Source organism: Isoptericola sp. 178, from assembly GCF_030586525.1.
Lineage (GTDB): Bacteria > Actinomycetota > Actinomycetes > Actinomycetales > Cellulomonadaceae > Isoptericola > Isoptericola sediminis.
This window is the reverse complement of the sequence record NZ_JAUQYN010000004.1, coordinates 1-16,018: the sequence shown is the minus strand read 5'-3', so window position 1 is coordinate 16,018 and position 16,018 is coordinate 1. Positions and strand designations below refer to the sequence as shown.

The following is a 16,018-nucleotide window of genomic DNA, read 5'->3' as shown; positions in this document are numbered from 1 at the left end:
GGACAGGACCGCGCACCGGCACCGTCACCGAAGCGTCAGGAGGTCGTGATGGACCAGCGAGACGAGGCCTTCGACCGGCTCACCGCGGCCGACCCGGCCGCCGGGGTCGAGACGCGGCACGGGGTGCTGCGCGCGAAGACGGACGCGCTGCGCGAGGAGCAGGGCGGACCGGCGCACGGCAGCGCCGACGAGCTCGCGGTCGCACGCGCCCGGCGTCGGTCCGGGTGGCTCGTCGCCGCCGGCGTGGCGGGTGCGGTGGCACTGACCGGCGGCGGGTACGCCGTCGGCGTCGCCGAGGGCGGGGGAGCGGGCCCGACCGTCGCCGACGGCGCGCTGCCCCCGATCTCCCTGGACGGCGGGGCCGGCGGCGAGGGCGGCGTGGTGACGGAGGAGCGCGCGCTCGGCGGTCAGGCCGCGACGGACCCGGCGGTCGGGACGTCCGTGATGCCGGCGCCCGGCTTCGGCGGCCGCGTCACGTTCTCCCAGGAGGGGTTGTCCACCGAGCCGGGCACGGCGGCGGCGCTCGCGTACGACGCCGCCGACGTCGCGACGGAGTCCGGTGCGGCCGACCTGGCCGCGGCCCTCGACGTCGCCGGCGAGCCGCGGTGGGAGTTCGGCTCCTGGGCAGTCGGCCCCCGGGACGGCAGCGGTCCGAGCCTGTGGCTCGCCGCGGACGGCATCGCGTACTTCAGCTACACGGACCCCACCCTGGACCCCTGGCGGTGCGAGGAGGTCGAGGTCCTGCCGGAGGAGTCGACGGAGTCGCAGGGAGCGATCGAGCCGGCTCCCTGCCCTGTCCCCGACGGGGAGACGGTCCCCGCCGAGGACGCCGCCGACGGGCTCCGGGAGCTGATGACCGCGGTCGGCGCCGACCCGGCCGAGTACGAGGTCGAGGTGGCCGAGGCGTCCGGCGTGGGTCGTCGTGCCGTCGCGTACCAGGTGGTCGAGGGCCGGCGCACGGGTGCCACGTGGAGCGTGACGGTCACCGAGGACGGTGTCGCCTGGGCGGACGGGTTCCTCGCCGAGACGGTCTCGCTGGGCGACTACCCCGTCGTCAGCCCGGCCGAGGCGGTCGAGCGGCTCGGCGACCCGCGGTTCGGGCAGCAGACCTGGCCGATCGCGTACGCCGACGACACCGTCTCCGGGCTGGAGCCGAGCACCCGGCAGCTGCCCGCTCCCGACGCGGTGGAGCCCGACCTGAGCGAACCGACCGTCCCGCCGGCGCCGCCGTCGTCGGGCAGCGACCTGTCCTGGCCCGTGCGTGACGTGACGATCACCGGGGCACGGCTCGGGCTCGCCCAGGAGTTCACCGCCGACCAGGGCGTCCTGCTGCTGCCCGCCTACGAGCTCACCGACGCCGACGGCAGCACCTGGTCGGTGGTGGCCGTCGCGGAGGAGGCGCTCGACACCACCTCTCGCTGAGCCGTTTCCCGGGGTACTGTCGGTCGGGTCCTGATGTACAGCGCGAAGGAGGCGCCATGCCCACCCGTACCGCACGCACCGCCTGGAGCGGCACCCTCACCGACGGCTCGGGCAAGGTCGAGCTCGCCAGCTCCGGTACCGGGACCTTCGACGTCTCGTTCCCGCGGCGTGCCGCGGAGTCGGCCGACGGCGTGGCGAGCCCCGAGGAGTTCATCGCCGCCGCCCACTCGTCCTGCTTCGCGATGGCCCTGTCGGCCGAGCTCGCCGCGCTCGGCGGCACGCCCGACCAGGTCGAGGTCACCGCGGACGTGACCCTCGACGACGACCCGAACGGCGGTCACCGGATCACCTCCAGCGTGCTGACCGTGAAGGGTTTCGCCGCCGGTCTCGACGAGGCGTCGTTCCGTCAGGCGGCCGAGGCCGCGAAGATCGGTTGCCCGGTCTCCAAGGCCCTGGGCACCGTCGACGAGATCGTGCTCGAGGTCGTCTACGAGCACTGAGCCGACCCGCGTCACGTCCTGAGCGCCCGTCCCGCCGCCGCGGGGCGGGCGCTCAGCGCTGCAGGGGCGGGGTGTCGGCGCTCGCGCGGTCCAGCACCCCGTGCAGGACCTCGAGCAGCACCTCGCCCTGCGGCCGGGCCGGCTGCCAGCGCAGCACCTCGCGGGCGCGCGAGGCGTCCATGACGATGTTCGCGGCCGCCATGTCGAGCCATCCGGCGTCGATCGGCACGAGGCGGGCGCGGGAGGCGACGTCCAGGCCCCCGCGCAGCAGGCCGACCGGCAGCTCGACGAGCTGCCCGGCCGCCAGCAGGTCGGCCATGTCCTGACCGGTCAGCGCGCCGTCGGGCGCCAGGTTGAAGGCGCCGCCGTGGCGGCCGACGACGGCGGCGCGCACGGCAGCGGCCGTGTCGTCCGGGTGCAGCACCTGCAGGCGCAGACCCGCCGGGAACGGCATGAGCGGCAGCAGCGGCGGCTCGTCGGGTTCGGGCAGACCCTGCCAGCCCCGCACCGCCCCGCCGAGCGCCTGGCCCAGCGGGCCGGTCGCGACCCTGAGGCCGAGCTGCCCGAGCGGCCCGAGGAAGTAGCGCCCGATCTCGGCACCGGCCTCACGCTGCAGCATGATCGCCGCGCGCATCCGGGTCACGGTCAGCCACGGCTCGGACTCCTCGAGGGCGTCGAGGTGGTGCTCGACCTCGGCCTTCTGCAGCGCGTAGGAGGACCCGGGCACGCCGTCGCGGGGCCAGTCCTCGTCGATCGCGGACCCGTCGGCCGGGCCGGGGGAGTAGACCCCGGAGGCCGACATGAACAGCAGGTGCGGGACCCGGTTGCGGACCACCGCGGCGGTGACCGCACGGGTGCCGTCGACGTTGAGGCGGTGCAGGGTGTCCGGCTCGCGGGCCGGCTGGATCGCCCAGGCCAGGTGGACGACCGCGTCCGCCCCGACGACGGCCGCGTCGAGCCGTTCGGCGACGGTGGCGTCGTCGGTCAGGTCGACGCTCACCCACTCCGCGGCGTCGTGCGGCGGACCGACGGTGCTGGACCCGTCCGCGCGGGGGATCCGGCGGGCGACCCCGACGATCTGGGTCACCACCGGCTCGGCGGCGAGGGCCCGCAGGATCGCGGTCCCGACGTTTCCGCTGGCTCCGATGACGACGACGCGCATGCACCGACGCTATCCGCGTGCGGGGCCGGGCGCGCGGGGGACGGCCCAGGAACGCGCGGGTGTGGACGATTCGCCACCATCCCCGACGGCGGTGGCACAATCGCCACGTGTCCGCTCAGACGACCTCAGCGACCGGCCCGGACGGAACGACCTCGTCGGCGCGCTCCGCCGCGCACGGCGACGCCGCGGCGGAGGCACGACGGGAGGCCGACCGCGCGGCGCGGAGAGAGGCGGAACGCGAGGCCCAGGCGGCCGCCGCCGAGGCCCGCGAGGCCGTCGCCGCGGCCCTGCGCACCGTCATGGACGGGACGGTGGACAGCTCCACCCGTCGGCGTGCCGAGTACTCCACGGACGCCTCCAACTACCGCGTGGTGCCCGATCTCGTCGTCTTCCCCCGGAGCACCGACGAGGTGGTGGCGGCGCTGGACGTGCTGCGCGAGCTCGAGGTGCCGGTCACGGCGCGGGGAGCCGGGACCTCGGTGGCCGGCAACTCCGTCGGGCCCGGTGTCGTCCTCGACCTGTCCCAGCACCTGGACACGATCCACGCGGTCGACCCCACGTCGCGGACCGCCGACGTCGAACCGGGCGTCATCATGTCCTCGCTGCAGCACGCGGCGCGGCCGCACGGGCTGCGGTTCGGTCCCGACCCGTCGACGCAGAACCGCGCCACCCTCGGCGGCATGATCGGCAACAACGCGTGCGGCCCGCACGCCGTGGCCTACGGCCGCACCGCCGACAACGTCGTCGCGCTCGACGTGGTCGACGGGCACGGCCGCCGGTTCACCGCGGGCCGGGGCGACGCCGGCTTCGCGGCCGTGCCGGGGCTGGCCGAGCTCGTCCGCGAGAACCTGGCGCTGATCCGTACCGAGTTCGGACGGTTCGGCCGGCAGGTCTCGGGGTACTCCCTGGAGCACCTGCTGCCCGAGAACGGCTCGGACCTGGCGAAGTTCCTCGTCGGGACCGAGGGCACGCTGGTGACGGTCCTCGGCGCGACCCTCGACCTGGTGCCCGTGCCGAACGCGCCGACCCTGGTGGTGCTCGGCTACCCCGACATGCCCTCGGCCGCCGACGACGTCCCCGTGCTGCTCGAGCACGACCCGCTCGCGATCGAGGGGCTGGACGCCCGGCTCGTCGACGTCGTGCGGCGCGCGAAGGGGGCCGGCGCGGTACCGGAGCTGCCCGAGGGTGCGGGCTGGCTGATGATCGAGGTCGGCGGGGGCAGCGAGAACGAGGTGCGCGAGCTCGCCGAGATGATCGTGGGCGCCTCGTCCGCCGTCGGCGCGGCCGTCTACCCGGCCGGCCCCGAGGCGACCCGCATGTGGCAGATCCGGGCCGACGGCGCGGGACTGGCCGGGCGGACGCCCGCCGGCGAGCAGGCCTGGCCCGGCTGGGAGGACTCGGCCGTGCCGCCGGAGAACCTCGGTGCCTACCTGCGCGACCTCGACGCGCTCATGGCGCGCTACGGGGTCGACGGGCTGCCGTACGGCCACTTCGGCGACGGGTGCCTGCACCTGCGCATCGACATCCCGCTGGAGGCCTCCGGCTCGGTGCTGCGCACGTTCATGACCGAGGCCGCGCAGCTCGTCGCCCGGTACGGCGGGTCGCTGTCCGGCGAGCACGGGGACGGCCGGGCGCGGTCCGAGCTCCTGCCCCTCATCTACTCGCCCGAGGCCGTCGCCCTGATGGAGCAGGTCAAGGCGTTGTTCGACCCGCGCGACGTGCTCAACCCCGGCGTGGTGGTCCGGCCCGCCGCCGTGGACGCCGACCTGCGTCGCCCGGCCGCGTCGCCGGTGCCCTCCACGGGCCCGGTCGGCCGGCACGGGCTGCTCGGCTCGGGCACGCTGCGTGGGATCTCGAGGAAGACCGGCCACGCCGGCTTCAGCTTCACCCACGACCACGACGACCTGACCGCGGCGGTGCACCGCTGCGTCGGGGTGGGCAAGTGCCGCGCGGACAACGAGGCCTCGGGCGGGTTCATGTGCCCCAGCTACCAGGCGACGCGGGACGAGAAGGACGTCACCCGGGGGCGCGCCCGGGTGCTCCAGGAGGCGGTCAACGGGTCGCTGGTGGGCGGGCTCACCGCCCCGGAGGTCCGCGAGTCGCTCGACCTGTGCCTGAGCTGCAAGGCCTGCTCCTCCGACTGCCCCGCCGGCGTCGACATGGCGCAGTACAAGTCCGAGGTGCTGCACCGCACCTACAAGGGCCGGCCGCGTCCCGTGGACCACTACGCCCTGGGGTGGCTGCCCCGCTGGGCGCGGCTGGCGGGCATCGCCCCGCGCACGATCAACCGGCTGCTGTCGGTCGACTGGATCCGCCGGCCGGTCCTGTGGGCCGGTGGGATGGACACCCGGCGTCAGGTGCCCGAGTTCGCCGAGATGTCGTTCCGCCGCTGGTGGCGGCTCGGGTACGCGACCCGGGGCGTCCCCGGCCTGCCCCACCGGCAGGAGCCCGGCAGGCTCGTCGAGTCCGACCGCCCGAAGGTGGTGCTGTGGACGGACTCGTTCAGCGACTCGATGTCCCCGTCGGTGCCGCAGGCCGCCGTGCGGGTCCTGGAGGCCGCGGGATACGAGGTCGTCGTCCCGACCTCGGCGGCGTGCTGCGGGTTGACCTGGATCTCCACCGGGCAGCTCGACGGTGCGCGACGGCGGCTCGACGGGCTGCTGAAGACCCTCGGCCCGTACGCGGTCAACGGCTACGCCATCCTCGGCCTCGAGCCGTCGTGCACGGCCGTGCTGCGCTCGGACCTGCTGGACCTGTTCCCCGACGACCCGCGGGCCCACGCGGTCGCGGGGGCGACACGGACCCTGGCGGAGCTGCTCACCGACCCGGCCACGGCCCCCGCCGAGGACTCCGGGTGGGAGCTGCCGGACCTCAGCGACGTCACCGCCGTCGTGCAGCCGCACTGCCACCAGCACTCCGTCATGGGGTTCGCCGCCGACCGCGCCCTGCTCGCGCAGGCCGGCGCCACCGTCACCGAGCTGGCGGGCTGCTGCGGCCTGGCGGGCAACTTCGGCATGCAGAAGGGCCACTACGACGTGTCGGTGGCCGTGGCGGAGAACGCCCTGCTGCCGGCCCTGCGGGCGCAGGAGGAGGGCGAGGAGTTCATCGCCGACGGGTTCTCCTGCCGCACCCAGGCCGTCCAGCTCGAGGGCGTCGAGGGCAAGGCGCTGGTCGAGGTGCTCGCCGCACGACTCTGAGCGCGACGGTCGGGGCTACGGGGCGCCGGAGACCTCGGCGACGGCCGAGCGGGCCGGCTCCGGCAGCTCCGGGACGAGCACGGACAGGCTGGACAGCAGCAGGTCGCTGAGGTCCTCGCGGCTCGTGGACCCCTCGCCGAGCCACGCCGCCGTCATGGTCTCCGCCAGCGCGACCCAGCCCCGGGCGAGCAGGTCGAGGCGCGCGTCGGCGGTGACGCCGATGTCCGCCAGCGTCGTCAGCCGTCCCACGAGGTCGGCGCGGATGGCGCGCAGGGCGTCCTCCGTGACCGGGTCCCCGGCGAGCACTCCGCGCCAGATGTCCTCCCACACCCGGCGGCGGGCGGTGACGGACCCCAGGAACGCCGACAGCGCCCGGGCCGGGCGCTCGACCAGCGGCCCGTCGTCGGGTGCGAGGTCGGCGGCGAGCCGCTCGATCGCCTCGAGGGCGACGGCGCGCCGCAGCTGCGCCGTCGTGCCGAAGTAGTGGAACACCAGGCCCTTCGAGGCACCGGCCTGCGCGGCCACGGCGGCCGGGGTCAGGGTCTCCAGCCCGCCGGCCTCGGCGGCCTCGCAGGCGACGTCGAGGAGCTGTCGCCGACGGTCGGCGGGATCCTGGCGTGTGCGGGAGGTCATAGCACTGTTGTACCCGTCTTGTTGACCGCTGGTCAACAGCAACGCTAGCGTTGTTGACCAATGGTCAACAAGGAGGCGGCGATGCGGATCACCGTGGACGGCGTGCGTGCCGACGGACGGCGCGAGCCGATGCTGACGTCGGTGGGCTTCTCGTGGGCGACCGGCGAGGCGCTGCTCGCCGCTGCGGAGCCCGGTCACGGCCACACGGCGCTGGCGCTGGTCGCGACCGGCCGGTTCGTGCCGTCCGCCGGGACGGTGCGCCTCGACGGCGCCGAGGTCACGCCGGCGAGGCTCCGCCGGATCAGTGCCGTCGTCGACGTGCCGGGGCTCAACGACCCGGACGACGCCCTCACGCTCGCCGACGTGGTCGCCGAGGGCCTGGCCCTCGCCGGTCGCCGGTCCTGGCCCCGGGACGTCGCGCGCTGGCTCGACGCCCACGGGCTGACGCCGGACCGCGGGCGCCGGGTGGACCAGCTGCCGGGCGCGGTGCGGACCGCCGTCCTCGCCGGCCTCGCCGTGGAGGACCCGGAGGTGCGGTTCGTCGTCCTCACCCTGCCGGACCGGCACGGCGGCGATCCTGCCGACTGGTGGGACCTGGCCCGCTCGCTGGCCGCCGGCGGCACGGGCGTGCTCGTGCAGTGCACGCGGTCGTCCGCCCGCGACCTCGGCGTCGACCTGCCGGCCGCCGTGGGCGACACGCTCCACGCCCCGCCTCGCGTGGTGCGGCGCGAGGTGCTCCGTCCCTCCGGTCCGGACCCCGAGGTCGAGCCCGAGGGTGACCCCGGGACCCGCCAGGACACCGAGCCCGCCGAGGCCGAGGAGGCCGCCCGATGACCGCCGTCCGCCTGGCCGTGTCCGAGCTGCGTCGGCTGGCCACCGGCACCATGCCGCGGCTGGCCGTCCTCGCGATGGCGCTGGTCCCCACGCTGTACGCGGGGCTGTACCTGTACGCCAACCACGACCCGTACGAGAACCTCGACGAGGTCCCGGCCGCGCTCGTCGTCCAGGACGAGGGGACGACCACCACCGACTCCGTCACGGGGGAGGAGACCGAGCGGACCTTCGGTGCCGACGTCGCCGACGAGCTCGAGGACGACGGCGGGTTCGGATGGGTCGAGACCACCCAGCAGGACGCCGAGGTCGGGGTGCGGTCCGGGCGGTTCGACGCCGCGCTGATCATCGGTCCCACCTTCTCCGCGGACCTGGTCTCCGCCGGCGAGTTCGAGCCGGAGCAGGCCAGCCTCACGCTCCTGACGAACGACGCCAACAACTACCTCGCCGGCACCATCGCCGACCAGATCGTCGGGCAGGTGCGCGACTCGATCGCCGAGCAGGTCGGCACCGAGGCCGCCGACCAGTTCCTGCGCGGGTTCGCCTCCATCCACACCAACCTCGCCGACGCCGTGGACGGCGCCGGGCAGCTCCTCGACGGGTCGCGCCGGCTCCGCGACGGCACCGACGACGCGGCGGAGGGCGCGCACGCGCTCGCCGACGGGGCGCGCCGCACGGCCGACGGCGCCGCCACCCTGGACGAGAAGGTCGGGCCGCTCGTCGACGCCGTCGACCGGCTCGACGACGGTGCCGGGAACCTGTCGAGCGGTCTCGACGACCTGCGCGACGCCACCGCGTCGTTGCCCGCGGACACGCGTCGGCTGGCGGACGGCGCGCAGGATGTGGCCGACGGCGACGCCGAGGTCGCGCGGTACGGGCGCCAGGCCTCCGACGCCGCGCACGACGTGCTGCCGGCCCTCGATGCCGTCCGGGACGGTGTGGACACCGCGCTCGCCGACCGCCTGGACGGTCTCGTGGCCGACGGCACCCTCACCCGGGCCCAGGCCGACGCCCTCGCCGCGGACGTCCGGGACCAGGTCACCCCGGTCGTGGACGAGCAGCGCGCCCAGGTCAGCGACTCCGTCGCACAGGTGGACGACGCGTCGGCACGGCTCGACTCCCTGGCCGAGGGCGCGCAGCAGGTCGCCGACGGCGCCGACTCCCTGGCGGACGCCACACCCGCCCTGGCCGACGGCATCTCCTCGGCGGCGGACGGCGCCGACCGGCTCGCCGACGGCACCTCCCGGCTCGCCGCGTCCACCCCGGCGCTCGCCGACGGGGTCGGGCGGCTGGCCGACGGGACCGCGCGGGTCGCCTCCGGGTCGGCCGACCTCGCCGACGGCACCGACCGCCTCGCGGACGGTTCCGGTGACCTCGCCGAGGGTGCCGACGAGCTCCGCGACGGGCTCGCCCAGGGGCTGGGCCAGGTCCCGGACCTGGACGACGAGACGCGGACCGACACGGCCGACACGATCGGCAACCCGGTCCGGGTGCGCGACGAGTCGCTCTCCTCGGCCGGGACCTACGGGGGCGGGCTCGCCCCGTTCTTCCTGTCGTTGGCCGCCTGGATCGGCGCCTACGTCCTGTTCCTGCTGGTGCGTCCGCTGTCGACGCGCGCGCTGGCCGCCGGCCGCTCGGGCCTGGCCACGGCGCTGGGCGGGTGGGCCGTCCCCGCGGCGATCGGCGTCGTACAGGTCGGGCTGATGTTCACCGTCACGAAGTTCGCGCTCGACATCGACCCGGCCCACGGGCTGCTCACTGCCCTGTTCCTGGTGCTGGTCTCCGGGACGTTCGTCGCGATCCTGCAGGCCCTCAACGCCTGGCTCGGGGCGGCGGGCCAGTTCCTCGGCCTGGTCCTCATGCTGGTCCAGCTCGTGACGGCGGGCGGGACGTTCCCGTGGCAGACCATCCCCGAGCCGCTGCGGTCCCTGCACCGGTTCATGCCCATGACCTACGCGGTGGAGGGTCTGCGCCAGCTGCTCTACGGGGGGAGCCTCGACGCCGCCGGACGCTGCGCCGTCGTCCTGGCGGGAGTGTTCCTCGGGGCGATCGGGGCCACCGCGCTCGCGGCCCGACGCCGACGCGTGTGGACGGTGACGGCGTTGCAGCCCGAGCTGGTGCTCTGACCGGCACGTCCTGGCAGGCTGGGCGCATGGAGTTCCGTGACGTGGTCCGACGGCGGCGCATGGTCCGGCGGTTCGGCCCGGACCCGGTGGACCCGGCGGTGGTCGACCGGCTGCTCGCGCACGCCGTGCGCGCCCCGAGCGCCGGGTTCACCCAGGGCTGGTCGTTCCTGGTCCTGACCACCGACGCCGAGCGCGAACGGTTCTGGCGCGCTACCACCCCAGCGGACTCGGCGCGGAACATGTCGAGGTGGCTGGCCGGGATGCGCACCGCCCCGGTGCTGGTCGTGGCGCTGGCCTCGAAGGCCGCCTACGTGGGCCGCTACGCCGAGGCGGACAAGGGCTGGACCGACCGCGACGAGGCGCGCTGGCCGGTGCCGTACTGGCACGTGGACGCCGGGATGGCCTCGCTGCTCATGCTCCAGACCGCCGTCGACGAGGGGCTCGGCGCCTGCTTCTTCGGGATCGACGCCGGGAGCCTCGACCGGTTCCGCGAGGCGTTCGGCGTCCCGGCGGAGTGGGCGCCCACCGGGGTGGTCGCCGTCGGGCACCCCGAGACCGGGGGTGCGAAGGGTTCGCCGTCGCGGCGGCGGCGCAAGCCGCTGGACGAGGTGGTGCACCGCGGGGCGTGGTGAGCGCTCGGCTCAGGTCTCGTACGCCCGGAGCCACCGTGTCAGGACGCCTTCGAGCGCCCTCTGGTCCTCCGCCGAGAGCTGGTCGACCAGGCGACGCTCGTTCGCCATGTGGTCGGTGAACGCCGCGTCGATCCGTTCGACGCCCGCCGGGGTCAGGGCGACGAGGCGCCGGCGCCCGTCGCCCCCCGGGGCGGCACGACGTTCCACCAGGCCGGCGGCGACCAGCCGGTCGATCCGCTTGGTCATCGCGCCGGTGGTGACCATCGTGTGCTCCGCCAGCTCACCCGGGGCGCGTTCGTAGGGGGCTCCGGCGCGGCGGAGGGTGGCGAGCACGTCGAACTCGCCCTCGCCGAGCCCGTGCCGGGCGTAGACGGTGTGCAGCTCGTCGGTGAGGTAGCCGGCCAGGCGGTGCAGGCGCCCGACGACGCCCTGCGGCGAGACGTCGAGGTCGGGCCGCTCGCGCCGCCACTCGGCCTGGATCCGCGCGACGCGGTCGGGGGTGCCGGAGGTGCTGTCCGTGGTCGGGGGCGCGGCCATGGGGGAATAATATCTTCCCTGGAAGACATTATTGCTTCCGTGGAAACTACTTGGCGATGGATGCTCCTCACGGCCGTGGCGCCGGTGGCCTGGGGCTCGACCTACTACGTGACGCGCGAGTTCCTGCCGGCCGACGACCCCCTCTGGGGCGCCGCGCTGCGGGCCCTGCCGGCGGGTCTCCTGCTGCTCGTCCTGGCGCGCCGGCTGCCGCGGGGTGCGTGGTGGTGGCGCTCGGCGGTGCTGGGCGTCCTCAACGTCGGCGCGTTCTTCGTCCTCGTCTACGTCGCCTCGACCCGGCTGCCCTCGAGCGTGGCCTCCACCGTCATGGCGACGTCCGCGATCACGCTCATGCTGCTCGCGTGGCCGCTGCTCGGCGAGCGCCCGGCCTGGCGGGGCCTCGCCGGGGCGTCCGCCGGTCTCGTCGGCGTCGTGGTGCTGGTCGTGGAGGGCGGGGCCGCCGTCGACCCGTGGGGCGTCGCCGCGTCCGCGACCGCGATGCTGCTGTCCTCGACGGGGTACGTGCTCACCAAGCGCTGGGCGCCCGCCGAGCCGATGACGGCCGTCACCGCCTGGCAGCTCACGGCCGGCGGGCTGCTGCTCCTGCCCGTTGCCGCCGCCGTGGACGGGGCGCCGCCGGTGCTGGACGCGAGCGCCGTCGCCGGGTTCGCGTACGTCTCCCTCGTGGCCACCGCCGTGGCGTTCGTCGCCTGGTTCACCGGTCTGCGGCACCTGCCGGCGGGTGCGGTCGGCGTCGTCGGGCTGCTCAACCCCGTCACCGGGGTCCTGCTCGGGACGCTGCTCGCCGACGAGTCCTTCGGCCCGCGCCGGGCAGCCGGCACGATGCTCGTGCTCGGCGGGGTCCTGCTGGCGGCCCGCAGCGCCCGTCAGACGCCGAGGCGGGTGCGCACCGGCGCCGGCAGCTCGACGACGTCGTCGATCGTGTCCAGGTCCGCGGCGGTCCCGGCGCGCAGCACGACGGCGCAGTGCAGCCCGTGACGGGTCGCCTCGGCCTCGTGCGCGGCCCGCGAACGGGCGCCGAACCGGAAACGGAGGTCGGCACCGACCGGGACGCCGAGCAGGTTCGTCCCGGTGCCGTGCCGGTCGGTCGCGACGACGACGTCGGCGTGCGCCGACACGACGGCGTCGACGTCCGCATCGCCCAGCAGCGGAAGGTCCGCGTGGACGACCAGCATCCGGCCCGCGTCCGGCCCCGCCGGCGCGGTCGCGGACAGCTCGTCGCGCGCGTGCTCCAGGGCGGCGTTCAGCCCAGGCCGACCGGCCGGCTCGGCGAGCACCTCGACTGCCGGCCCCGGGACGCCGGACAGGACCTCGCGGGCGAACCCGGCGTCCGCGGTGACCACCACGACCCGGTCCACGTGGTCGCTCGCCGCCAGCACGCCCAGGACGTGCCGCGCGAGCGCGACGACGAGCCGACGCCGGGCCGCCGGGTCCAGCGACGTGGACAGCCGGGACTTGCCGCTGACCCCGTCCCGCAGCGGTACGACGGCGGTCACCCCGGCGGGCTGCGGCCGTGCCGTCGCCTCCGGCACGGTCACGAGCCGGCGAGCTCCAGCAGCTCGCGGGCCAGGCGCTCGCGGCCCTCGGGACCGCCCATGACGGTGTCGGTCACCAGGACCTCGAACCCGAGGTCGGCGATCGGGGCGGCCAGCGCCTCGTCGGCGGCGTCGATCACCATGACGTCGACCAGCCCCGTGTAGAGCCGGGCCACGCCGAGCGCCGAGACGTCGTGCCCGAGGGACTCCAGCACCTGGGCGGCGGGGCCCTTCAGCGCGCGGCCGCCGACGATCGGGCTCACGGCCACACGGCGCGGTCCGCCCGCCCGGAGCGCCTCGCGCACCCCGGGCACGCCCAGCACCGGCTCCACCGACAGGAACGGGTTCGACGGCGCCACCACGAGCAGGTCGCCGCCGGTGATCGCGTCCAGGACGCCGGGGCCCGGGCGGGCGGCGTCGATCCCGGCGAAGTCCAGGTCGAGCACGGCGTCCGCGTGCTGCCGCCGCACGAAGTACTCCTGGAACTCCAGCTCGCCGTCCGGGGTCGTGATCCGCGTGCGCACGGCGTCGTCGGTGACGGGCAGCAGGCGGGCATGGACGCCGAGCGAGCGCGTGAGCGCCGCGGTGACCGCGCTGAGCGGTTCCCCGGCGCGCAGCCGGGCGGTGCGCACCACGTGCGTGGCGAGGTCCTTGTCGCCCAGGGTGAACCAGGTGTCCTCGCCGAGGCGGCCGAGCTGGTCGAGCATCGCGTAGGACTCGCCCGTCAGCCCCCAGCCGCGCTCCTCGTCGTTGAGCCCGGCCAGCGTGTACATCACCGTGTCGAGGTCCGGCGAGACGTGCAGCCCGTGCCGCTCCGTGTCGTCACCGACGTTGACCACGCAGGTCAGACCGCCGTGCGCGCCGGGGGCTCCGCCGTCCGGCAGGGCGCGGGCGAAACCGTGCGCGAGGCGTGCGCCGCCGACGCCGCCGGCCAGGAGGGTCACCGAAGTACTCACGCCCCGAGCCTAAAGGCGTCATGATGGCCCCATGGCTGTCTTCGCGTTCTCCGTCGCCCCGCTCGGTGCCGGCGAGTCGGTCACCGACTCCGTCGCCGAGGCCGTCCGCATCGTGCGGGAGTCCGGCCTGCCCAACCGCACCACCTCGATGTTCACCGAGATCGAGGGGGAGTGGGACGAGGTCATGCCGGTCATCCAGCGCGCCACCGAGGCCGTCGGCAACGGCGGCCACCGCGTGTCCCTCGTGCTCAAGGCCGACATCCGCCCCGGCCGCACCGGCCAGCTGGAGGGCAAGGTGGCCCGCGTCGAGGAGGCGCTCGCCGAGGACGAGTCCGCGACCGGACACGCCTGACACGGCACGAGAAGTCCGGCGCGTCCCCCGTGCCGGATCCCGGGGATGTGCCGGTTCTGTGTGGTGAGAGTCGTCACTCACCTGGGGTGTTGTACGACCCCTGAGGGCCCGCCGTAGGCTATGGCGGATCGCGGCCACACGGGCCGCGTGCGGAGCCGGGGGAGTCAGCGCGATGCCACTGTTCGAGGTCGACGCCAGCAGGCCGCTCCTCGTCCAGTCCGGGCAGACCGCGGGGTCGGTCGAACCCGGGCTCCGGACGACGGCGCACCGGGTCGTGGACTCCCACATCGACGGGCTGCTCGGCGAGCAGATCTTCCCCGTCGCCCAGGGGAGCGGTCCCGACGAGCCGCACCTGCTGGCCCTGGACGCCACCGGGTCGCCCGTCGTCGTCGAGCTCGTGGCGAACCTCGACAAGGCTGCGCTGACCCGGGCCCTGGACCACGCGGGGTGGGCCGGCCGGCTCACCCGTGGCGAGCTCGCCTCGCGGTACCACGGCGGCCACAGCGCCTTCCAGCGCGACATCGCCACCTTCTACGACTCGGTGCCGATCACCCGCTCGCAGCCCGGCCGCTCCAGCGCGCGCCTCATCGTCATCTGCCAGGAGGCCGGCGAGGACATCCTCAACGCCGTCGACTTCCTGCGGCAGCCCACGATGCCCGTCGAGGTCCTCAAGATGGGCGTCATGCACGGGCAGGACGGCCGCCGGTTCGTCGACGTCTCGCCGCTGGTCATCCACCCGGCGTCCGACTCGACGTCGCCCCGGCTGTCGGGTCCCGGCCGCCCGGGTGGCGAGAACACGGCGCCCGCTGCGTCGGGGTCCCGGACCGAGGCGGAGCCGGAGTCGTTCGTCGAGGGGGTCAAGGTCGGCCTCGCCCTGACGGGCAAGAGCCCCGCCGTCGCCGTCCCCGCCGGTGGGGACGGCGAGACCGGTGCGCCGGTCGCCGCTCCGCACCCACGTGACGCCGTCGGCGACACCGCCGAGCAGCCGCCCCTGCGCCGGGGCCGTGCGGCGCGACGTGCGGAGGCCGCGGGCGGTGTCCCGGGCCCGAGCAGCCTGTCGGTGCCGCAGGTGCCGCAGGTGCCGACGTCGAAGCAGTCGCCGCCGACGCCGGTGCCCGCGCCCGCGACCGGCCACGGGCCGGTCCCGCCCCCGCCGTCGACGGGGCACGCGCCGGTCCCGCCCGCGCCCGCGACCGGGCACGCGCCGGTCCCGCCCCCGCCGTCCGGGGACGGACCGCAGGTCCCGCGGCGCCGGTCCCGCAGCGACCGCTTCCGCGAGGGTGGCACCACGTCGGACCCCGCACCGCGCCGCCGCCCGGCCTCCGCCGACGACCTCGACCTGGCCGGACTGGCACGTCGCACGACGTCCGCGGCGAGCCCGGACACGCCGTCGGCGCTCGACCTGCCCGTCCCCGGCGCAGGCTCCCGGAACACGGACCCCCTCGACTCGTGGACCCCGTGGTCGGAGACGTCCGAGCGGGACTGGAAGCCGTCCACCCCGGGTGGTTGGACGGACGCCTCGGACGACCTGCCGCGTCTGCAGGTCCCCCCGCTGGAGGCGCCGTCGTACACGCCGCCGCCCGAGCGGCGGATGTACGAGGCGGCCGCCGACGAGGACGAGGTGGACGAGGACCTCGTGGCGCTGGCGAAGATGTTCGGGCGCCCCACGTACCTCGAGTGGTCGCGGCCGCGTCGCCAGCAGCACTTCGAGGCGTTGCTCCACACGGACGGCGTCATCGAGCTGCCCGACGGGTCGCGGTACCAGCACCCGGACCACGCGGCGTCGGCGGCCTGCGGGGCGCCGACGGACGACGGCTGGAACGTCTGGCGCGTCGTGCCGGACGGGGTCACCCTGCTCGAGGCCTACCGGAGCCGCTTCGCCTGACCCCGCCCTGCGTTGTGGGTATGAAAATCGCGGGGGCGGCGCGCGGCGCGGCCCCGCTTGGGCAAACCACAACCCCCGGGGGGCGGGGCGGACGCGGCGTTGTCCCGCGCCCGGTCCAGGCTGCGCGCGGCCTGGCTGGAGGCCGTGGGCTCGGCCGGGTTCGCGGACGACGTCGAGCAAGCGAACCGACCGTGACGACACAGACCGGGTGTGCGGACAGGACCGCGCACCG

At 75.6% G+C, this 16,018-nt stretch carries 14 protein-coding genes; 9 read left to right on the top strand and 5 right to left on the bottom strand.

All coding sequences use genetic code 11. The features are described from left to right. Positions 1-48 precede the first annotated feature (48 nt). Together Q6349_RS13290 and Q6349_RS13285 are read left to right on the top strand one after the other, a co-directional pair. Complete coding sequence (locus Q6349_RS13290; protein ID WP_304604488.1) at positions 49-1,422, top strand: hypothetical protein; 1,374 nt, start codon at positions 49-51, stop codon at positions 1,420-1,422. A 56-nt stretch (positions 1,423-1,478) separates the two neighbouring features. Continuing rightward, positions 1,479-1,922: an OsmC family peroxiredoxin gene (locus tag Q6349_RS13285; protein ID WP_171245605.1), complete on the top strand. Its 444-nt coding sequence runs from the start codon at positions 1,479-1,481 to the stop codon at positions 1,920-1,922. A 52-nt stretch (positions 1,923-1,974) separates the two neighbouring features. Here Q6349_RS13285 and Q6349_RS13280 read toward each other — a convergent pair whose 3' ends face one another. Beyond that, positions 1,975-3,084 carry an NAD-dependent epimerase/dehydratase family protein gene (locus Q6349_RS13280; RefSeq protein ID WP_304604487.1) on the bottom strand — a complete coding sequence of 370 codons (1,110 nt, stop codon included), beginning with the start codon at positions 3,082-3,084 and terminating at the stop codon, positions 1,975-1,977. A gap of 299 nt (positions 3,085-3,383) precedes the next feature. On the opposite strand from Q6349_RS13280, the gene Q6349_RS13275 reads away from it, so the two are divergent. Further along, entirely contained in the window at positions 3,384-6,281 is a 2,898-nt protein-coding gene (locus Q6349_RS13275) for an FAD-binding and (Fe-S)-binding domain-containing protein (RefSeq protein WP_304604622.1), read from the top strand. 15 nt (positions 6,282-6,296) lie between these two features. Here the strand turns inward: Q6349_RS13275 and Q6349_RS13270 are convergent, their stop codons facing one another. Next, positions 6,297-6,914 (bottom strand): TetR/AcrR family transcriptional regulator, encoded by a 618-nt coding sequence (locus Q6349_RS13270; RefSeq protein ID WP_304604486.1) that lies wholly within the window; start codon positions 6,912-6,914, stop codon positions 6,297-6,299. A gap of 81 nt (positions 6,915-6,995) precedes the next feature. Here Q6349_RS13270 and Q6349_RS13265 point away from each other — a divergent pair, with 81 nt between their 5' ends. The 3 genes from Q6349_RS13265 to Q6349_RS13255 are packed head-to-tail and all read left to right on the top strand — an operon-like array spanning position 6,996 to position 10,503. Then, entirely contained in the window at positions 6,996-7,748 is a 753-nt protein-coding gene (locus Q6349_RS13265) for a hypothetical protein (RefSeq protein WP_304604485.1), read from the top strand. Continuing rightward, complete coding sequence (locus Q6349_RS13260; protein ID WP_304604484.1) at positions 7,745-9,871, top strand: YhgE/Pip domain-containing protein; 2,127 nt, start codon at positions 7,745-7,747, stop codon at positions 9,869-9,871. Before Q6349_RS13265 ends, Q6349_RS13260 begins: the two co-directional genes overlap by 4 nt. Positions 9,872-9,897: 26 nt before the next feature. Beyond that, on the top strand, positions 9,898-10,503 hold the full coding sequence (locus tag Q6349_RS13255; RefSeq protein ID WP_304604483.1) for a nitroreductase family protein: 606 nt from the start codon (positions 9,898-9,900) through the stop codon (positions 10,501-10,503). A 9-nt stretch (positions 10,504-10,512) separates the two neighbouring features. Here Q6349_RS13255 and Q6349_RS13250 read toward each other — a convergent pair whose 3' ends face one another. Beyond that, the gene (locus Q6349_RS13250; RefSeq protein WP_304604482.1) at positions 10,513-11,040 is read right to left on the bottom strand and encodes a MarR family winged helix-turn-helix transcriptional regulator; all 528 of its coding nucleotides are present in this window, start codon (positions 11,038-11,040) and stop codon (positions 10,513-10,515) included. A gap of 39 nt (positions 11,041-11,079) precedes the next feature. Between Q6349_RS13250 and Q6349_RS13245 the strand changes: the two genes are divergently transcribed. After that, the gene (locus Q6349_RS13245; RefSeq protein WP_370375395.1) at positions 11,080-12,036 is read left to right on the top strand and encodes a DMT family transporter; all 957 of its coding nucleotides are present in this window, start codon (positions 11,080-11,082) and stop codon (positions 12,034-12,036) included. Here Q6349_RS13245 and cofC read toward each other — a convergent pair. After that, on the bottom strand, positions 11,925-12,596 hold the full coding sequence (gene cofC / locus Q6349_RS13240; protein WP_304604481.1) for a 2-phospho-L-lactate guanylyltransferase: 672 nt from the start codon (positions 12,594-12,596) through the stop codon (positions 11,925-11,927). The genes Q6349_RS13245 and cofC overlap by 112 nt on opposite strands. Further along, positions 12,593-13,549, bottom strand: coding sequence for a 2-phospho-L-lactate transferase (cofD, locus tag Q6349_RS13235; protein WP_304604480.1), 957 nt, complete (start codon positions 13,547-13,549; stop codon positions 12,593-12,595). Before cofD ends, cofC begins: the two co-directional genes overlap by 4 nt. Before the next feature lie 31 nt (positions 13,550-13,580). Here cofD and Q6349_RS13230 point away from each other — a divergent pair, with 31 nt between their 5' ends. Next, entirely contained in the window at positions 13,581-13,901 is a 321-nt protein-coding gene (locus tag Q6349_RS13230; RefSeq protein ID WP_171245597.1) for an MTH1187 family thiamine-binding protein, read from the top strand. A gap of 172 nt (positions 13,902-14,073) precedes the next feature. Further along, positions 14,074-15,786 (top strand): hypothetical protein, encoded by a 1,713-nt coding sequence (locus Q6349_RS13225; protein ID WP_304604479.1) that lies wholly within the window; start codon positions 14,074-14,076, stop codon positions 15,784-15,786. The last annotated feature ends 232 nt before the right edge of the window (positions 15,787-16,018 follow it).